Origin of the sequence: Brevibacillus gelatini (genome assembly GCF_003710935.1) — a bacterium.
Lineage (GTDB): Bacteria > Bacillota > Bacilli > Brevibacillales > Brevibacillaceae > Brevibacillus > Brevibacillus gelatini.
Map to the genome: position 1 here is coordinate 227,373 of NZ_RHHS01000017.1, position 18,467 is coordinate 245,839.

19 protein-coding genes are annotated in these 18,467 nt (G+C 52.0%); all 19 read left to right on the forward strand.

Going from position 1 to position 18,467, the window contains the following annotated elements:
* The first annotated feature begins 29 nt into the window (after positions 1–29).
* The gene (deoB, locus tag EDM57_RS07580; protein WP_122904152.1) at positions 30–1,202 is read left to right on the forward strand and encodes a phosphopentomutase; all 1,173 of its coding nucleotides are present in this window, start codon (positions 30–32) and stop codon (positions 1,200–1,202) included.
* 62 nt (positions 1,203–1,264) lie between these two features.
* On the forward strand, positions 1,265–2,074 hold the full coding sequence (locus tag EDM57_RS07585) for a purine-nucleoside phosphorylase (RefSeq protein ID WP_122904153.1): 810 nt from the start codon (positions 1,265–1,267) through the stop codon (positions 2,072–2,074).
* Between the two features lie 24 nt (positions 2,075–2,098).
* Entirely contained in the window at positions 2,099–3,406 is a 1,308-nt protein-coding gene (locus EDM57_RS07590; protein ID WP_122904154.1) for a pyrimidine-nucleoside phosphorylase, read from the forward strand.
* A 330-nt stretch (positions 3,407–3,736) separates the two neighbouring features.
* Complete coding sequence (locus tag EDM57_RS07595; protein ID WP_122904155.1) at positions 3,737–4,207, forward strand: Lrp/AsnC family transcriptional regulator; 471 nt, start codon at positions 3,737–3,739, stop codon at positions 4,205–4,207.
* 112 nt (positions 4,208–4,319) lie between these two features.
* Positions 4,320–5,969 (forward strand): peptide ABC transporter substrate-binding protein, encoded by a 1,650-nt coding sequence (locus EDM57_RS07600; protein WP_122904335.1) that lies wholly within the window; start codon positions 4,320–4,322, stop codon positions 5,967–5,969.
* A gap of 237 nt (positions 5,970–6,206) precedes the next feature.
* The gene (locus EDM57_RS07605) at positions 6,207–7,139 is read left to right on the forward strand and encodes an ABC transporter permease (RefSeq protein ID WP_122904156.1); all 933 of its coding nucleotides are present in this window, start codon (positions 6,207–6,209) and stop codon (positions 7,137–7,139) included.
* Between the two features lie 7 nt (positions 7,140–7,146).
* A complete protein-coding gene (locus tag EDM57_RS07610; RefSeq protein ID WP_122904157.1) occupies positions 7,147–8,064 on the forward strand; it encodes an ABC transporter permease in 918 nt (305 codons plus the stop codon).
* 14 nt (positions 8,065–8,078) lie between these two features.
* Entirely contained in the window at positions 8,079–9,074 is a 996-nt protein-coding gene (locus EDM57_RS07615; protein ID WP_122904158.1) for an ABC transporter ATP-binding protein, read from the forward strand.
* 14 nt (positions 9,075–9,088) lie between these two features.
* Complete coding sequence (locus tag EDM57_RS07620) at positions 9,089–10,048, forward strand: ABC transporter ATP-binding protein (protein ID WP_122904159.1); 960 nt, start codon at positions 9,089–9,091, stop codon at positions 10,046–10,048.
* Positions 10,049–10,217: 169 nt separating this feature from the next.
* A complete protein-coding gene (locus EDM57_RS07625) occupies positions 10,218–12,290 on the forward strand; it encodes a methyl-accepting chemotaxis protein (protein WP_122904160.1) in 2,073 nt (690 codons plus the stop codon).
* Positions 12,291–12,388: 98 nt separating this feature from the next.
* Positions 12,389–13,576, forward strand: coding sequence for a D-alanyl-D-alanine carboxypeptidase family protein (locus EDM57_RS07630; protein ID WP_122904161.1), 1,188 nt, complete (start codon positions 12,389–12,391; stop codon positions 13,574–13,576).
* A gap of 149 nt (positions 13,577–13,725) precedes the next feature.
* Positions 13,726–14,076: an anti-sigma F factor antagonist gene (gene spoIIAA / locus EDM57_RS07635; RefSeq protein WP_122904162.1), complete on the forward strand. Its 351-nt coding sequence runs from the start codon at positions 13,726–13,728 to the stop codon at positions 14,074–14,076.
* On the forward strand, positions 14,077–14,526 hold the full coding sequence (gene spoIIAB / locus EDM57_RS07640) for an anti-sigma F factor (protein ID WP_122904163.1): 450 nt from the start codon (positions 14,077–14,079) through the stop codon (positions 14,524–14,526).
* 11 nt (positions 14,527–14,537) lie between these two features.
* Positions 14,538–15,293 carry an RNA polymerase sporulation sigma factor SigF gene (sigF, locus tag EDM57_RS07645; RefSeq protein WP_122904164.1) on the forward strand — a complete coding sequence of 252 codons (756 nt, stop codon included), beginning with the start codon at positions 14,538–14,540 and terminating at the stop codon, positions 15,291–15,293.
* A gap of 162 nt (positions 15,294–15,455) precedes the next feature.
* A complete protein-coding gene (locus EDM57_RS07650; RefSeq protein WP_122904165.1) occupies positions 15,456–16,070 on the forward strand; it encodes a stage V sporulation protein AA in 615 nt (204 codons plus the stop codon).
* The gene (locus EDM57_RS07655) at positions 16,067–16,486 is read left to right on the forward strand and encodes a stage V sporulation protein AB (protein ID WP_122904166.1); all 420 of its coding nucleotides are present in this window, start codon (positions 16,067–16,069) and stop codon (positions 16,484–16,486) included. The genes EDM57_RS07650 and EDM57_RS07655 overlap by 4 nt, the downstream gene beginning before the upstream one ends.
* 102 nt (positions 16,487–16,588) lie before the next feature.
* The gene (gene spoVAC / locus EDM57_RS07660) at positions 16,589–17,077 is read left to right on the forward strand and encodes a stage V sporulation protein AC (protein ID WP_122904167.1); all 489 of its coding nucleotides are present in this window, start codon (positions 16,589–16,591) and stop codon (positions 17,075–17,077) included.
* A gap of 14 nt (positions 17,078–17,091) precedes the next feature.
* On the forward strand, positions 17,092–18,117 hold the full coding sequence (gene spoVAD, locus EDM57_RS07665) for a stage V sporulation protein AD (RefSeq protein ID WP_122904168.1): 1,026 nt from the start codon (positions 17,092–17,094) through the stop codon (positions 18,115–18,117).
* The gene (gene spoVAE, locus EDM57_RS07670; protein ID WP_122904169.1) at positions 18,117–18,467 is read left to right on the forward strand and encodes a stage V sporulation protein AE; all 351 of its coding nucleotides are present in this window, start codon (positions 18,117–18,119) and stop codon (positions 18,465–18,467) included. The genes spoVAD and spoVAE overlap by 1 nt, the downstream gene beginning before the upstream one ends.

Below are 18,467 nucleotides of genomic sequence, written 5' to 3' on the forward strand. Positions count from 1 at the left end.
ATCCATTTTTTGAACTGGAGGCGTTAACATTGCGTTATTCACGTGTTTTTCTGATCGTTATGGATAGCGTGGGAATCGGCGAACAGCCGGATTCTCCCAAATTCCGCGATGAAGGAGCCAATACGCTCGGCCATATCGCAGAGCGTGTCGCAGGCTTTTCCCTGCCTCATTTGCAAAAGCTCGGTCTTGGAAATATTGCGCCGCTGAAAGGCGTGCCTGCCGTTGAAGTGCCGGCTGCCCACTATGGAAAAATGCAGGAAATTTCCATGGGAAAAGATACGACAACAGGCCACTGGGAAATCATGGGCTTGCATGTCGCCACACCGTTCCGGACGTATCCGGACGGTTTTCCAGCCGAGCTGATTGCCGAATTCGAACAGCGGATCGGGCGGAAGGTGCTTGGCAACAAAGTCGCTTCCGGCACGGATATTCTCGACGAACTGGGCGAGGAGCACATGAAAACAGGGGCTGTCATTGTCTACACATCTGCGGATAGCGTTTTCCAGGTGGCGGCCCATGAGGACATCGTGCCGCTGGAGGAGCTGTATCGCATTTGCCAGGTGGCGCGCGAGCTTACCCTGCGCGATGAGTTTGCCGTCACACGCGTTATTGCCAGACCTTTTGTCGGAGAACCTGGCAATTTCACCCGCACCGCCAATCGCCATGATTACTCCGTCAAGCCTTTTGAGCCGACCGTGATGAACCGTCTGCAAGATGCCGGACTGGCTTCCATCGCGATTGGAAAAATCAGCGACATTTACGCTGAGGAAGGAATCACGCAGTCGATCCGCACCAAAGACAACATGGATGGCGTGGACCAACTGATCGCCACGATGAAGCAGTCGTTTACGGGCCTGTCGTTTGTCAACCTCGTCGATTTTGATGCGAAGTTCGGACATCGCCGCGATCCGGAAGGCTACGGTCAGGCGCTGATGGAGTTTGATGCGCGCATACCGGAAATTTTGGCCGCCATGCAAGAAAACGACCTGCTCGTGATTACGGCTGACCACGGCAACGATCCGGTCCACCACGGAACCGACCATACGCGTGAATACGTTCCGCTGCTGGTGTACCACAAAGGGATCAGCGCCGGAGAAAATCTGGGGATTCGCGAGACATTTGCCGATCTGGGCGCGACGATTGCGGACAACTTTGGCGTAGCCGCGCCAAGGATTGGAAAAAGCTTCCTGAACCATTTATAAAGGTTAAGTAATTATTAACAATTATATATAGAAGAAACGTAACCGAAGAGGAGTGTTTTCACATGGCAAATTTCCAAGAGGCAGTAGCGTTTATTGAACAAAAGCTGGCAGAAAAGCCTACCATCGGTCTTGTATTGGGTTCCGGGCTGGGTGTTCTGGCCGATGAGATCGAAAATCCGGTCGTCATTCCGTACCACGAGATTCCTGGCTTTACCGTGTCCACGGTAGTCGGACACAAAGGGCAACTGGTCATCGGCAAGCTGCAAGGCAAACAAGTAGTTGCCATGCAAGGACGCTTTCATTTCTACGAAGGCCACGGGCTGGATGCGGTCGTTTTCCCGATCCGCGTGATGAAGCTTTTGGGCGTGGAGACGATCATTGTCACCAATGCGGCAGGCGGCATTAATGAAAGCTATGAACCGGGCGATCTGATGCTGATTTCCGACCATATCAACATGACCTTCCGCAACCCGCTGATCGGGCCAAACGACGACGAGCTTGGCGCACGCTTCCCTGACATGTCCGAAGCGTACTCCAAAGAGCTGCGCCAATTGGCTCACCAGGTAGCGGCAGAGCAAGGCATCAAGCTTCGCGAAGGCGTGTACGTGGGTCTGCTCGGTCCAAGCTATGAGACACCGGCAGAAATCCGCATGCTCCGTCTGCTCGGCGGCGATGCTGTAGGGATGTCGACTGTTCCGGAAGTGATTGTCGCCCGTCACATGAAAGTGAACGTGCTTGGCATTTCCTGCATCAGCAACATGGCTGCGGGCATTCTCGAACAGCCGCTTTCGCACGAAGAAGTAATGGAAACGACCGAAAAGGTAAAAACGCAGTTTTTGGCACTGGTCAACGGCATCGTAGCCAAACTGTAAAGAACAAGGCGGAGGGGATTCTCTATGCGGATGGTCGATATTATCGCCAAAAAGCGGGACGGCGGCGAACTGACAACAGAGGAAATACAGTTCCTCGTAGACGGATATACAGACGGAACCATTCCGGATTACCAGATGTCCGCATGGGCCATGGCGGTATTGTTCCGTGGCATGACCGCGCGTGAGACAGCAGATTTGACGCTGGCCATGGCAGGATCGGGCGAGCAGCTCGACCTGTCCTCGCTTGAAGGCATCAAGGTGGACAAACACAGCACAGGGGGCGTAGGCGACAAGACGACACTTGTCGTCGCTCCGCTGGTGGCTGCAGCAGGCATTCCGGTAGCGAAAATGTCGGGCCGCGGTCTGGGCTACTCGGGAGGCACTATCGACAAGCTGGAGTCGTTTCGCGGCTTCCAAGTAGAGCGCACACGCGAGCAGTTTTTGCAGCAGGTGCGTGATATTGGCGTGTCTGTCATCGGGCAGTCCGGCAATCTGACTCCGGCAGACAAAAAACTGTACGCGCTGCGCGATGTGACCGCGACCGTAGAAGCGGTTCCGCTGATCGCAAGCTCTATCATGTCCAAAAAGATTGCGGCAGGCGCCGACGCAATCCTGCTTGACGTGAAAGTAGGCAAAGGCGCGTTCATGAAAAACCTGGAAGAAGCAGAAACACTGGCGAAAGCGATGGTAGCGATCGGCAGCCAGGTCGGACGCAAAACGGTGGCGGTCATCAGCGACATGAACCAGCCGCTGGGCTTTGCTGTGGGCAATGCGCTGGAAGTGAAGGAAGCGGTAGAGACGCTTGCAGGCAGAGGGCCGAAAGACTTGACCGAGCTTGTGCTCTCGATTGGCTCGCGCATGCTTGTTTTGGGTGGACTCGTATCGAACGTCGAGGAAGGCCGGGGCAAGCTGGAGGAGCTGATGGCGAGCGGAAAAGCCGTGGACAAGCTGGCCGAAATGGTCGAAGCGCAGGGCGGCGACAAAGCGGACGTGTACGACCTGTCCCGTCTGCCGCAGGCGAACATCATCCATGAGTTTGTCGCAAAGCAGGATGGCTATGTAGAGGCGATTGACGCAGAAGCGGTCGGGCATGCCTCTGTCGTATTGGGAGCTGGCCGTTTGACCAAGGAAATGCCGATTGATCTGGCTGTGGGCTTTGTGCTGCATAAAAAACGTGGCGATCAGGTTCGTGCCGGAGAGACTCTGGTAACGATCCATGCAAACGACGAGAAGCTGTTGCAAAGCGCGTTGGAAGAACTGGAAGATGCTTACACGATTTCGACAGAAATTCCGGCTGCACAGCCGCTGATTTATAAAATCGTCGAGGCGTAAATCGCACGGATTGATTGAAGGATAAACCAAAAGAAGAGTGTGCTATTTTTGCGTGTGCACACTCTTCTTTTGTGTAAAAAAACAGTTTCTCGAGAAAATATAGTTGATTAAATTGTCATTTTCCTTTTCAATAGGAGAAGGGATTGCTTGTTTGATTATATAAAATATTTTTTACTGTTAGGCTACACTTTATAATATTTTATATTTCTACTTGTCAAATTTCGTTGACACCGCTAACATTTCAGATTACTTTTAATGTATCAGACAATTTGTTTAAGATTATTTCGAATTTCGCAAAAAATGGATGGAGGTCCCCGGAAAAACGTATTTATGAGGAAGCTGGATCATGTTGACAGGCAGATTCTGCAAATTCTCCAGGTAGACGGACGAATCCCGTATACAGAAATCGCGCACCAACTCGGCGTGAGCGAGGGAACCATCCGATCTCGAATTACCCGTCTGCTGCAGGATGGGGTCTTTCAATTCGCGATTCAACCCGACCCGGCAAAGCTTGGGCTGAAAGTACAGGCGATTATCGGGTTAACCACAAAACTGGGTTTGCAACAAAATGTGGCAGAAGAATTGAGCAAATTATCTGCCGTCCGGTTTGTGGGTGCGTTTAGCGGTAAGCACGACTTGATTATCCAAGCGTGTTTCCATAGCAATGATGAGCTGATCACATTCGTCAATGAACGACTCTCACAAATTGAAGGGATCGTCGCCGCTGATGTTTCGCTTGAACTGAAGCAGTACAAAGATTCCTTCTCTATCGTTCACGATGACGAAGTGACCCTGCAGTGAAAGGGGTTGATGCCTTCTAGCCGAATTCAGGAAGCTTCGGGCCATGTTCGTTTTTATCGTCTTTTATTTTCTGAAAAAAGACAAAAAAGAAAAAGTACGGGGGGTTATTGCGTTGAAAAAGAATGTATTTGCACTTGTAAGCTCGATTGCAGTATTGGGTACAGCATTGGCAGGTTGCGGCGGCGGCCAGCAAGCTGCACCGGCACCAGCGAACAATACGTCCAGCGAGCAGCCAGCGGCAACACCAGAAGCAGAGAAAAAACCACAAGTTCTGAAATTGAACCTGCACTCTGAGCCACCTACGGCTGACCCTGGTCTCTCTGAAGACACGACCTCCGCAGCGATTATCCGCGCTACCTTTGACGGTCTCACTCGCATCGGAGCAGACGGAAAGCCGCATGAGGCTGCTGCCGAGAAAGTAGAAGTCTCGGAGGACATGCTGACCTACAAGTTCACCATTCGCGACGCAAAATGGAGCAATGGCGATCCGGTAACAGCACACGACTTCGAGTTCGCCTGGAAGCGGGCACTCGATCCGAAAACCGGTGCAAACTACGCTTATCAGCTCTACTATATTAAAAACGGTGAAAAAGCGAACAAAAACGAAGCCAAGCTTGATGATGTTGGTGTGAAGGCACTGGACGACAAGACTTTGGAAGTAAAGCTTGAAAATCCAACTCCATTCTTCCTGGAGCTGACCGCTTTCCCGACCTACTTCCCTGTTAACAAAAAAGTGCTCGAAAGCAATGAGAAGTGGGCTGGCGAAGCGAAAACCCATGTGGGCAACGGTCCGTTCAAAATGGAATCCTGGGAGCACAAAAGCAAGCTCGTGCTCGTGAAAAACGAAAACTATTGGGACAAGGATGCCGTGAAGCTCGATCGCATCGAGTTCTCCATGGTAGAGGACGAGAATACCGAATTGTCCATGTTTGAAAACGGAGAACTGGATTGGGCGGGTGCGCCAATGAGCGCGTTGCCGACAGACGCGATTCCTGCGCTGAAGGATCAAGGCAAAATTACGACTCAGCCAATCGCGGGTACGTACTGGTATAAATTCAACGTGGAAAAACCTCCGTTTGATAATGTGAAGATTCGGAAAGCTTTCGCGTACTCGATTAACCGTCAAGCCCTGATTGACAATATCCTGCAAACCGGACAACTCCCGGCAACAGGCGCAGTACCGCCATCCATGGTGCTGAACGCGAACGGCTACTTCAAGGACAACGACCTGGAAACAGCGAAAAAGCTGCTGGAAGAGGGCATGAAAGAAAAAGGCCTGACCAAGCTGCCGCCAATTACCTTGTCGTACAACACTTCCGAAGCTCACAAAAAGATCGCAGAAGCGATTCAGGACCAATGGAAGAAAAACCTTGGCGTAGAAGTGAAGCTGGAAAACAAAGAGTGGAAAGTGTACCTGGAAGACATGCATGAGGGTAACTTCCAGATCGGCCGCATGGGCTGGCTCGGCGACTTTAACGATCCAATCAACTTCCTGGAGCTGTACAAGGACAAATATGGCGGCAACAACGATACGCGTTGGGAAAATCCGAAGTTCAAGGAGCTCCTGAACCAATCCGCTCTGGAAGCCGATCCGGAAAAACGCAAGAAAATTCTTGCGGACGCAGAGCAAATTTTGATGGACGAAATGCCAATCATGCCAATTTATTTCTATACCAACTCTTGGGTACAGAAAGAAAACGTCAAAGGCGTTGTCATTGGCGGTCTGGGCGACGTCGACTGGAAATGGGCATACGTAGAGTAATCTAACCAAAGGAATCAGGTATTGCGTCAGAGGGTATATGGAAACCCATATACCCTCTGCTATGCAATCCCTTCCCATAAATCGTTGCCGGCAATCATCCGGCAACAAAAAACAGAGAGAAAAATACAAGCAATCATTTGGGTTATTTACACAGCCGATTTTTGCACTGTGTCGGTAACGTCCGCAGTGTAAAGATGGGACGTGAAAGCAATCAAATCTGTCAAGGGGGTAAGTTTGTTGATCCGTTATCTTGGTAAGCGCATCTTTTTCATGCTCATCTCGCTTTTCCTGATCGTAACGGCCACCTTCTTCATCATGAAAGCAGTACCTGGTGGACCATTTACATCAGAGAAAAACGTGCCGGAGGAGATTAAAGCGGCACTAGAGGCCAAATACAAGCTCGATTTGCCGCTGCACGAGCAGTACTTTGAATACTTGAAGGGTGTCATTACTTGGGACTTGGGCCCATCGTTCACCGAGAAATCTTCGACCGTAAACGAAATGATTAGCCGCGGTTTCCCGGTATCCGCGCACTTGGGAGCACAGGCGTTGCTTCTGGCAATCTTCGGAGGCATTATCCTTGGTGTGATTGCCGCACTGAAGCATAACAAGTGGCAAGACTACTCCGCCATGGTGATAGCAGTTTTGGGGCTGTCCGTTCCAGGTTTCATCTTGGCATCATTTTATCAATATTTCTTCGCGATTCAATGGGGCCTTTTGCCCATCGCAAAGTGGGAAGGCTTCGAATACACGATTTTGCCATCTCTCGCACTCTCCGCGTCTCCAATGGCTTTTATCGCCCGTTTGACGCGTTCCAATATGATTGAAGTGCTTGGACAAGACTACATCAAAACGGCAAAAGCAAAAGGTCTGCATACCTTTACCATTACGGTAAAGCACGCGATCCGCAACGCGCTCTTGCCGGTCATTACTTACCTTGGTCCATTGATTGCCAACATCCTGACGGGTGCATTCGTTATCGAGCGTATTTTCGGGGTTCCTGGTCTGGGTCGTGAATTCGTATTGTCCATCACTAACCGCGACTACACGGTTATCATGGGGACAACGGTCTTCTACTCCATCATTCTCGTAGTGATGATCCTGATTGTAGACATCGCTTACACCTTGATAGACCCACGAATCAAACTCGCAGACGCAGGAAGGGAGTAATGTAAAAATGCAGCATTTGACAAAAGAGCATTTTGAACCGATTTCGGTTGATCTTCGTCAGGCCGAAGAGATCAAACGTCCGAGCCTCTCCTTCTGGGCGGATGTATGGCGTCGCCTGAAAATGAATAAAGTCGCGATGGCTTCCCTGATCTTTATCGTCGCGCTGATTGTTTGTGCGGTCGTGATTCCGATGGTGTCTAGCAACGACTATTTCACAACGGATTTGGCTGGCAAAAACAAAAAGCCATCCGCTGAGCACTGGTTTGGTACAGATGACCTGGGACGCGATATGTTCGTCCGTATTTGGTACGGCGCTCGCATTTCCCTGGAGGTTGGTCTGGCTGCTGCCTTCATCGACTTGATTATCGGTGTCATCTGGGGCGGTATTGCCGGCTTCTATGGCGGAAAAGTAGACGAGATCATGATGCGTATCGCAGATATTTTGTTCGCAATCCCGTACTTGCTCGTTGTCATTTTGTTGATGGTCGTTTTATCCCCTGGGGTCGGCACGATCATTATCGCTCTGACGATAACGGGGTGGATTGGGATGGCCCGGATTGTGCGCGGGCAGATTTTGCAGCTCAAGTCGCAAGAATTCGTGCTGGCAGCGCGTTCCCTTGGTGCTGACAGCGGCCGTCTGATTTTCAAACACCTGATTCCAAACGCTTTGGGTCCAATCATCGTTACCTTGAGCTTGACTGTACCGACTGCGATTTTCGCAGAGTCTTTCCTGTCCTTCATCGGTTTGGGGGTTGCGGCACCTGTTGCCTCGTGGGGCACGATGTCGTCTGAAGGACTGCCGGCCATGAAGTACTATCCGTGGCGGTTGATGTTCCCGGCTGTATTCATCTCCGTAACCATTCTGGCATTCAACTTGTTTGGTGACGGTCTGCGCGACGCAGTAGACCCACGCCTGCGTAAATAGGAGGGATCATCGATATGGAACGCATTCTCGAAGTAAAAGACCTGCAAGTTTCCTTCCATACCTATGCAGGTGAAGTCAAAGCCGTTCGAGGCGTCAATTTTCACGTAAATCGCGGGGAGGCAGTGGCGATTGTAGGGGAGTCCGGTTGCGGGAAATCCGTAACCGCCCAAACCTTGATGAAGCTGATCCCGATGCCGCCAGGCGAGATTAAAAAAGGCGAAATCCTCTTTAACGGAGAGGATATCGTCAAAAAATCCAATAAAGAAATGGAATCCATTCGCGGAAAAGAGATCGGGATGATCTTCCAGGACCCGATGACTTCGCTGAACCCGACGATGACCGTTGGCAACCAGATTGCCGAAGGACTCATCAAGCACCAAAACATGAGCCGTGCAGCTGCTCGTGATCGTGCGATTGAGCTGTTGACCATGGTAGGCATCCCGCAACCGGAAAAACGTGTGGAGCAATATCCACACGAGTTTTCCGGCGGTATGCGCCAACGGGCGATGATTGCGATCGCTCTGGCTTGTTCGCCAAAGCTGTTGATTGCCGATGAGCCGACAACAGCTTTGGACGTAACGATTCAGGCGCAGATTTTGGACTTGATGAAAGAGTTGCAAAAGAAAACAGGTACCTCCATTATTCTCATTACGCATGACCTTGGTGTCGTCGCGGAGATGTGCGACCGCGTAATCGTGATGTACGCCGGTAAAGTGATTGAAACGGGAACGGTAGATGATATTTTCTACAACCCGCAACATCCGTACACGAAAGGTCTGCTGCGCTCTGTGCCGCGTCTCGACTTGAACCGTGATGAGCCGCTCACTCCGATTTTCGGAACGCCGCCGGATCTTCTGCGTCCGCCAGTGGGCTGTGGCTTCACTGCCCGCTGCGAATCGGCCATGCGCGTTTGCCAGGAGATCGATCCTGAGTTGAATCAAATCAGCACAACCCAACGAGCAGCATGCTGGCTGCAGCACCCGCTCGCTCAGAATCGCGCAGGATCGTAGGAGGAGGGTAAACAGTGGATAACCGTGATACACTCATTGAAGTACGCAATCTGAAAAAGTTTTTTACCATTGGCGATAATACACTGAAAGCTGTAAATGATATTTCTTTTGAAATCAAACGGGGAGAAACGCTCGGGGTAGTAGGGGAGTCCGGTTGTGGAAAGTCCACCGCGGGCCGCACGATTCTTCGCCTGTATGACGCAACGGATGGCGACGTCCTCTTCGAAGGCAAAAGCATCATGAAATTGAACCATCAGGAAATGAAGGCGATGCGCCGCAACATGCAGATGATCTTCCAGGACCCGTACGCTTCCTTGAATCCGCGTATGACCGTTGGCGACATCATCGGTGAAGCCCTTGACATTCACGGTCTTGCTACCGGTCAAAAGCGCAAAGAGCGCATCCAGGAGCTGCTTTCTTTGGTCAGCCTGAACCCTGAGCACATGAACCGTTTCCCGCACGAGTTTTCGGGCGGTCAGCGCCAGCGCATCGGGATTGCCCGCGCCCTGGCTGTAGAACCGAAGTTTATTGTTTGCGACGAGCCGATTTCCGCTCTCGACGTATCCGTTCAGGCGCAGGTTGTCAACCTGCTTGAACAGCTCCAGGAAAGAATGGGACTGACCTACATGTTCATCGCCCATGACCTGTCGATGGTGAAATACATTTCTGACCGGGTAGCGGTGATGTACCTGGGGAAAATGGTAGAGTTGGCTGAAAGTGACGCTTTGTATGAAAAGCCGCTGCATCCATACACGCAAGCTCTGCTGTCTGCCATTCCAATCCCAGACCCAGAGGTTGAGCGCAACCGCGAGCGCATCGTGCTGCAGGGCGATGTACCTAGCCCGATGAACCCGCCAAGCGGATGCCATTTCCGTACGCGTTGCCCGAAAGCAATGCCGGAATGCGCAGCAGCTGTGCCAGTATGGAAGGAAGTCGAGCCAGGACACTTCGCTGCTTGTCACCTGTACAATTAAGTTTTCTTGAGGAAAGCGAGTTCTCGAATGCCGGGGCTCGCTTCCCTTTCATAAAAGCAAGGGAAACTCTTGAAAAGAAGGCGATAGAAGGTACTTATGTAAACCTTTTCAAGGGATTTTTTTCAAGAACAACACTGGGAAAATGAGGGCATGAAAAGGAGGCAGCATCATGAGCGGGTTATTGTCGCCAAAATGGAAAAAGAAAGGGGGCAAGTTTTCGCTTTCAGACAAAGTAAACATCAAGAGCTTACTCGCGACCGAAAAACTGCGCGGTTCCCTGGCAACCAAAATGATTGTTTTTGGCCTGATTCTTGTACTAATCATTATAGGTTCTCTGCAGTACATAGCGCTTTCTTTTTCAAAATCAACTTTGTTCTCCATTACTTCCAGGCAAGCGAAGATGCTGGCGGAGCAGCACGCGGCCAGCATGGAAGACTGGCTTCAGACGATCAGGAAGTCGACAGAATCGGCGGCAGCAAAACGGGTCATGACGACAGAGCTGGAGCCGCTGATTAAGGAACAATTCACGCTGTTGCGGCAAGCGCATAAGGAAATTACGAAAATTTATTTGGTGGACAGCAGTACCGGGAAATCGCTTTACTCGCTGACAGGGAAAAACGAGATTGATTTCAAGCAGAAGCAGTATTTTCAACGGGTCATGAGTACCGGGAAAACAGTGATTTCCGATGAGGAAATTGTGGAAGGCGTAAATAAGGGCATTCTCTATATCGCAGCGCCGATTGGCGAGAAAAACGACGATACAAGCCGTCTGCTCGTCGTCGGATTCTCGATTGACCAGATAACCGGAAAAATTCCTGAAATCTCTTTCATGCAAAACGGATATGCGTTTGTCGTTCGTCAAGACGGCCTCGTCGTCGCCCACCAAAACCCGGAAAACAACAACAAGCTGGTACTTGCCGGGCAGTCGGACTACGAGGAAATGCTGGAGATGATGAAGTATGAAACCAGCAACAGCTTGCTGTACTCCGATCACGGCAAGGATTCGTTTGCCGCTTTTGCCCCGATTCAAATGTTGAAGTGGAATGTCGTCCTGTCGACTGGCAGCGATGAAGTGTACGGCGAAGTGAACGGAATGTGGCTGTACTTTGTCCTGTTCAGCCTGCCGATTATTGCGCTGTCTGTCTGGGCGATCTGGTGGTTCGCCAAACGGATTCGCCTCTCGCTGTTTGCGATTGCAAGAGACATGGAGCGAATCGGCTCCGGGCACTTTGACGTTCATGTCAAGGTAAACGGCAACGACGAGTTGGCGATGGTAGGCCGCAAAATGAATGAAATGGCCGCCGAACTGCGCAAGCTGATCGCGCTTGTGCAGGGACAAGCAACCCAGTTGAACGTGGCCACAGACGAGCTGACGCAGTTTGCCCATGACAACAAAGGAGCGATCAACGTCATTACCGACAATATCTCAACCATCGCGCAACGAGTCTCCACCCAGACAAACGAGGTGCAAGCGACAGCGCTGACAGTTTCTGAAATCTCGCAGGGCGTCGAGCAGGTAGCAATCGCGGCGGAAGCGACTTCCATCGCAACGACGCGGACATTTGAGCGTGCCCAGGGCGGCATGCAGCTCGTGGAGGACGTCATTGACACGGTTCGCCGCGCTTCTGGCGAAGTGGAGCGGACAGCCGTGCAAATGCACAGCCTGCGGGAGCGTGCCCGCGAGATTACAAGTATCGTGGAAATGATTACAGGCATTGCCTCCCAGACGAATCTGCTGGCGCTGAATGCGGCGATTGAAGCGGCACGTGCTGGCGAAGCAGGACGGGGCTTCTCTGTCGTAGCGAGCGAGGTGCGCAAGCTGGCAGAAGAGAGCAGTTCCTTCTCCGAGCGTATTGCCATGATTGCTCACTCGATCAACGACGAAGCCATGGATATGACCAAGCATATGGATGAAATCGTCACGATGGTAGGGGGCGGCCTGCAGTCTGTCGAATCTGTCGGCAAGGCGTTCCAAAACATCGTGGCCGAGATTCAGTCGGCAGCAGAGCAAAGCGAGTCGATGACGGCGACCTCCGAGGAAATGGCCGCAGGCAATCAGGTTGTGACCAACTCAATCCAGCGGTTGGCCAGCATGTCTGATGAAATCAGCGAATCGATCTCCGGGGTTGTCGAGACGGTTGATGAACAACTGAATTCGATTGCACGCATCAACGAAAATGTGGAACAACTGAAAAAGATGGCGGACGAGTTGACGCAAAGCGTCAGCCGGTTTGTAATCTAGGACGAATCCCTTCTGCGAAATGCGGAAGGGGTTTTTTTGTGAATATTTTCCTAACCCCTTGGTGAGAATAAAACCATGAATGGAGGGAAGAGACTGCTATGAAACGGATAGGATACCTGGCTTCTTGCTTCATCTTGTGTGTGAACATCTTTTCTCCGCTGGGGGCGCTGGCAAAAGAAAAAGCAGCTCCGCCAAACAGCGAGATGAACTTTGCCCCGCATGCCTCGGCTGCAATCATGATGGAAGCAGACACGGGAACGGTGCTGTACGAAAAAAATGCACATGAAAGAATGCCACCCGCCAGCATCACCAAGGTGATGACGATGCTCCTGATTATGGAGGCGGTGGAGCGGGGAGAGCTTAAACTTACCGATAAGGTCAGAACCAGCGAAAGAGCGGCGTCGATGGGCGGTTCGCAAATCTTTTTGCAGCCGGGCGAGGAAATGACCGTCGAAGACATGTTGAAAGGAATTGCAATCGCCTCGGGCAATGACGCTTCGGTGGCGATGGCTGAGCATCTCGCCGGGACGGAAGAAAGCTTTGTCAACCGGATGAACGAGCGGGCGAAGCAGCTCGGGATGAAAAACACGCATTTCGTCAACTCCAACGGCTTGCCTGCCGAAAATCACTACAGCTCGGCGGCGGATATTGCGATCATGTCCCGCGAACTGTTGAAGCACGAAGGAATTACGAAGTTCACAGGGACTTACCAGGATTACTTGCGCAAAGACTCGGCAAGTCCGTTCTGGCTGGTCAATACGAATCGGCTCGTCCGTTTTTACGAAGGCGTGGACGGCTTGAAAACCGGATATACGAGCGAAGCCAAGTATTGCCTGACCGCCACCGCCAAACGCGACAACATGCGGATCATTGCAGTCGTCATGGGCGAGCCTGACGTGAAAACACGCAACAGCGAAGTATCCACCATGTTCAACTACGCCTTTACCCATTTCCAGGTGATGCCGATGTACAAAAAAGGCGAGCAGGTTGAAGTGCTCACGGTGGACAAAGGGCAGTCGCCAAAAGTCAATGTGGTGACGCCGCATGCGGTCAGCCTGCTGATGAAAAAAGGAGAGTCGGCTGACACGTACACGAAAGAAATCGTCATGAATCGCTCCGTCAACGCTCCGGTATCGAAGGATCAGGTCGTCGGCCACATTTTTATCCGTACCAAAGATGGGCGTGAAGTCAACCGGATTGACCTGTATCCGGAGCAACAAGTGAATAAAGCAAGCATGTGGGAAATTCTCAAACGAACCACCAAGAGCGTTTTGATCGGTTACTGACAGACAGCATAGAAGTGCGAAAAGAATCGAGTTGCCTCGAATGCAATGGTGCGGCTGCTCGATTTTTTTGTTCTTTTGTCGCCTGGCAGGAATTGGTTTGCCCAAGGCAGAAAGAGAGGTTTATTCAAGGGAGAAGGAGTGAGTCTGCCATGAGTTTACGGATTACGACGGAGACCCGGCAGGATGTGCTGGTAATCCGCTTGCAGGGAGAGCTGGACCATCATACAGCGGAAGAGCTGCGGAGCAAAGTGGATGATCTTTTGCGTTCCCCCGATATTCGCCATATTGTACTGAGCCTGGCTGATCTGGCTTTCATGGACAGCTCCGGTATCGGTGTCATTTTGGGGCGCTACAAGCAAATATCCGCTCGTTCGGGGGAAATGTACGTGTGCTCGATCAACCCCACCATTTACCGGATCTTTGAAATGTCTGGCCTGTTTAAAGTCATCAAGTTCCGCGAAAATGAAGCAGATGCACTGCTTGTCCTGGGGGTGGCGTAAGTGAAGGAACCGCGCAATTTCATGTCCGTATCGTTTGCAGCCATGAGCCAGAATGAGGCGTTCGCCCGCATTGCGGTCGCCTCCTTTATCTCGCAGCTCGACATTACGATGGATGAGCTGGAAGAGATCAAGACGGTTGTATCAGAGGCTGTCACCAACGCCATCATTCACGGCTACGACGAAAACCCGGAGGGCGTCGTACATATCTCTGTACGCATCGACGAAGGAGCGGTGGAACTGGTTGTGGAGGACAACGGAAAAGGAATCGAGGACGTGGAGCAGGCCATGCAGCCGCTGTATACGACCAAGCCTGAGCTGGAACGCTCGGGAATGGGCTTTACCATTATGGAGAACTTCATGGATTCTTTGGAAGTTGCGACCGCTGTTGGAAAAGGGACAACCGTTCGTCTGACCAAACGTCTGTCGTTTGCCAAAGCCTTGCAAAATTAGGAGTAGTGCCAATGGGTGCCGATATTAAAAATGCAAGTCAACCATTTCTGACCAATGACCAAGTGAGAGAGCTAATCGCCAAAAGCCAGGCTGGGGACACCGATGCGCGCGAGCTTCTTGTGAACAGCAATATCCGTTTGGTCTGGTCCGTCGTCCAGCGTTTTATTAACCGAGGGTACGAAGCGGATGATTTGTTTCAAATTGGTTGTATTGGCCTCTTGAAAGCAGTGGACAAATTCGACTTGACCTATGACGTGCGTTTTTCGACGTATGCCGTGCCGATGATTATCGGAGAAATCCAGCGGTTCCTGCGTGACGACGGGACAGTCAAGGTCAGTCGTTCCCTCAAGGAGACTGCAAACAAGGTGCGACGAGCAAAGGATGAGCTGTACAAGCAATTTGGCCGCGCCCCCACAATCGCCGAAGTGGCAGAAGCCGTCGGGATCACGCCGGAGGAAGTGGTTTTTGCCCAGGAAGCAAACCGGGCACCCTCCTCGATTCATGAGACGGTCTTTGAAAATGACGGGGACCCGATCACGCTGATCGATCAGATCGCCGATGACGGCGTGAACAAGTGGTTTGAAAAAGTCGCGCTGAAGGATGCGATCAGTCGTTTGAGCGAACGCGAGCAGCTCATTGTCTATTTGCGCTACTACAAAGATCAGACCCAGTCTGAGGTAGCAGAGCGGCTCGGAATCTCCCAGGTGCAGGTGTCCCGTCTGGAAAAGCGCATATTGCAAACGATCAAGGATCAGATCGAACATTGATAGCTCAATAGTAAGGATGGAAAACACCGAAGCCTGGGCGCTTGGGTGTTTTTTATTTTGCCTGCAAGTGACAGCCGCAGCCTTTTGGGGTATGGCTTTTGGCAGAGGGCACATACTACGGGAGAGTGACTACGCTTCAGCTGCACGCAGGGGGGAGTTTTCATGAAAGACGCGTTGTTTCTCCGTCTGAGAAAGCGCCTGGCCGTCAAGCCGGAAGCGATGATTACGCTAGGCGATATTTGCCAGCTTTTTTGGGATGGGGAACGCGAGATTGCGATAAGGCGGATGCCCATCTATCAGGTAAAGCCGAAGGACGGAAACTTGATCGTGATTGACATCATGCAGGTGATCCAAAAAATTCGCTCGATCTATCCGGAGGTCGAGCTGGAAATCCAGGGAGCACCGCAAATAATTGTGGAAGTGTTGAACCCGAGGAAAAAAGCGAACCCTGTACTCGTAGCGCTTGTCTGGTTGCTGCTCTTTATCGGTTCGGGCCTTGCGCTCATGAACTTTCACACAGACGTCAGCATGCGCGAGGTGCACGAGCGCATTTTTTATCTCATCACAGGTGAGCGGAGCGAGCAGCCGTTGTGGCTGCAAATTCCGTATTCAATCGGGATCGGCATGGGGATGATTCTGTTTTTTAACCACATTTTCAAGAAAAAAATCAACGAAGAGCCCAGCCCTCTGGAAGTCGAGCTGTTCATGTACCAGCAAAGTCTCGACGAGTATTACATCCAGCACGAGAACAAAGAGAACCAGCGAACGAAGCTATGAGCATATGGGTATACGCCTTGCTGATCCTGATTGGATTGGGTGGCGGGCTTGCGGTGGGGAGCGGGCTGGTTGCCTTTATTACCGTGCTGGACATCATCCCCCGGCTGACGCAGTTGACGAATGCTCACCGTCATATTCGCGCTCTGGAATGGGCCTTGGTGATGGGGGCACTTTTTTTTACGCTGGTTGACTTTTTTCACATCCATGCTCACTTGCCTGTCGTCGTCACTTCCCTCTATGGACTGTTTGCAGGGTTATTTATCGGCACGCTGGCTGCCGGGCTGACCGAGGTGCTGAACGTCTTTCCGATTTTGGCGAAGCGGATCAACATGGATGGAAGTTTGCTCTATTTGCTGATGGCAGTTGTGTTTGGAAAAGTCACAGGCTCGCTTCTGCAATGGCTTTTGCATCTGTGAGCTGGTAAATACCGCTATTCATAGACAAAGTTTGAAAAAGGAAAGATACAGGTAGGGGATGACGCTGGCACGATTTCTGGATTGGCAAAGGAGGGAAACGGCATGGCAACCAAAACGAAATCCGGATCGCTCGGATCATCCATGCAGATGACAAAGCAACTCTACCAGCAGCAGGCTTCCAAGTATCAGCCCAAGCGAAATGTCCTCCTGAACTCGCTGCGGGCGTTTTGGGTCGGGGGAACGATCTGTCTTTTGGGACAGGCTATCCAAAACATGTATATTTATTTTTTCGGCTTTACCGAGAAGACGGCGAGCAATCCCACAGTGGCTACGCTGATCTTTTTATCGGTGCTGCTGACAGGGCTCGGCGTCTATGACAACATCGGCCAGTACGCCGGGGCAGGCTCTGCCGTTCCGGTAACTGGATTTGCCAACTCCATCGCATCAGCCGCCATCGAGCATCGCAGCGAGGGGCTGGTTCTCGGTGTGGGTGGCAACATGTTCAAGCTGGCTGGCTCCGTCATTGTTTTCGGGGTGGTGGCGGCATTTGTTGCAGGCGTGATAAAAAGCCTGTATCACATGTTCTTTTGACGGGAGGGCTGTCTGTGTCAAGCGATCCACATCTAAAACGCGTAAGCCGCCAGACCTGGCACTTCGACCAGGATGTCCGCCTGCAAAGCGCGGCGGTCGCTGTCGGGCCGAAGGAAGGGGAAGGTCCGCTGGCCTCTTTGTTTGACGTGATTTACGACGACATGTACGCGGGGCAGGATACGTGGGAGAATGCGGAGCGCAAGCTGATGGAGGACGCAGTCTCCGCGGCGCTGCAAAAAGCGGGCGTGATCGGTCAGGACGTCGATGTCATTTTGGCTGGTGACTTGCTGAATCAAAACATCACGACCAACTTCACGGCACAAAAGCTGGAAATCCCGCTGCTTGGCATGTACGGCGCCTGCTCGACCTCGATGCTGACACTCGCGACGGCAACGGCTTTGGTGAACGCCGGGTACGCAAACAAGGCGATTGCTGCCTGCAGCAGCCACAATGCTACGGCAGAGCGCCAGTATCGCTATCCGACCGAGTACGGCGGACAAAAGCCGCCGACTGCGCAATGGACGGTGACAGGAGCGGGGGCCGGGCTGATCGGGATCGGGGGCACGGGACCGCGCATCACGTATGCGACGATCGGAAAAGTGGTGGACATGGGGATCAAAGACCCGTTTGATATGGGGTCAGCGATGGCTCCCGCGGCGGTATCGACTTTTTTGACCCATTTTCGCGATACAGGACGCGAGCCGAAGGACTACGATCTGATTGTGACAGGAGATTTGGCGTCTGTCGGCTATCCCATCGTAAAAGAGTTGATGCTCGCGGAAGGCTACGACATGGACGGCGTGTACAACGATTGCGGCCTGATGATCTACAGACCGGATCAGGGCGTATTCGCTGGCGCGAGCGGGTGTGCCAGCAGCGCTGTTGTTACCTACAGCTACATTTTGGACCAGTTGAACCGCGGTTTGCTGAAAAAAGTGCTGGTGTGCGCGACGGGTGCCCTGCTCAGTCCGGTCAGTACCCAGCAGGGCAATTCCATTCCGTGCGTTGCCCACGCGGTTGCGCTCGAAGGAGGACAATGATGGAATATGTGATTGCGTTTGTCGTAGGTGGGCTTGTTTGCGTCATCGGGCAGTTGCTGCTTGATGTCGGCAAGCTCACCCCGGCCCATGTGATGAGTACATTGGTTGTGGCAGGGGTTGTGCTCGATTTTATCGGAGTGTATGACAAGTTCATTGATTTTGCCGGAGCAGGGGCCACCGTGCCGATTACAAGCTTCGGACATGCGCTGTATCACGGGGCGATCAGCGAAGCGGAACAACATGGTCTGATCGGTGTCGCAACCGGGATTTTTGAAGTCACCAGCGCAGGAATATCGGCAGCGATTGCGTTCGGTTTTTTGGCTTCGCTCGTTTTCAAACCGAAAGGCTGA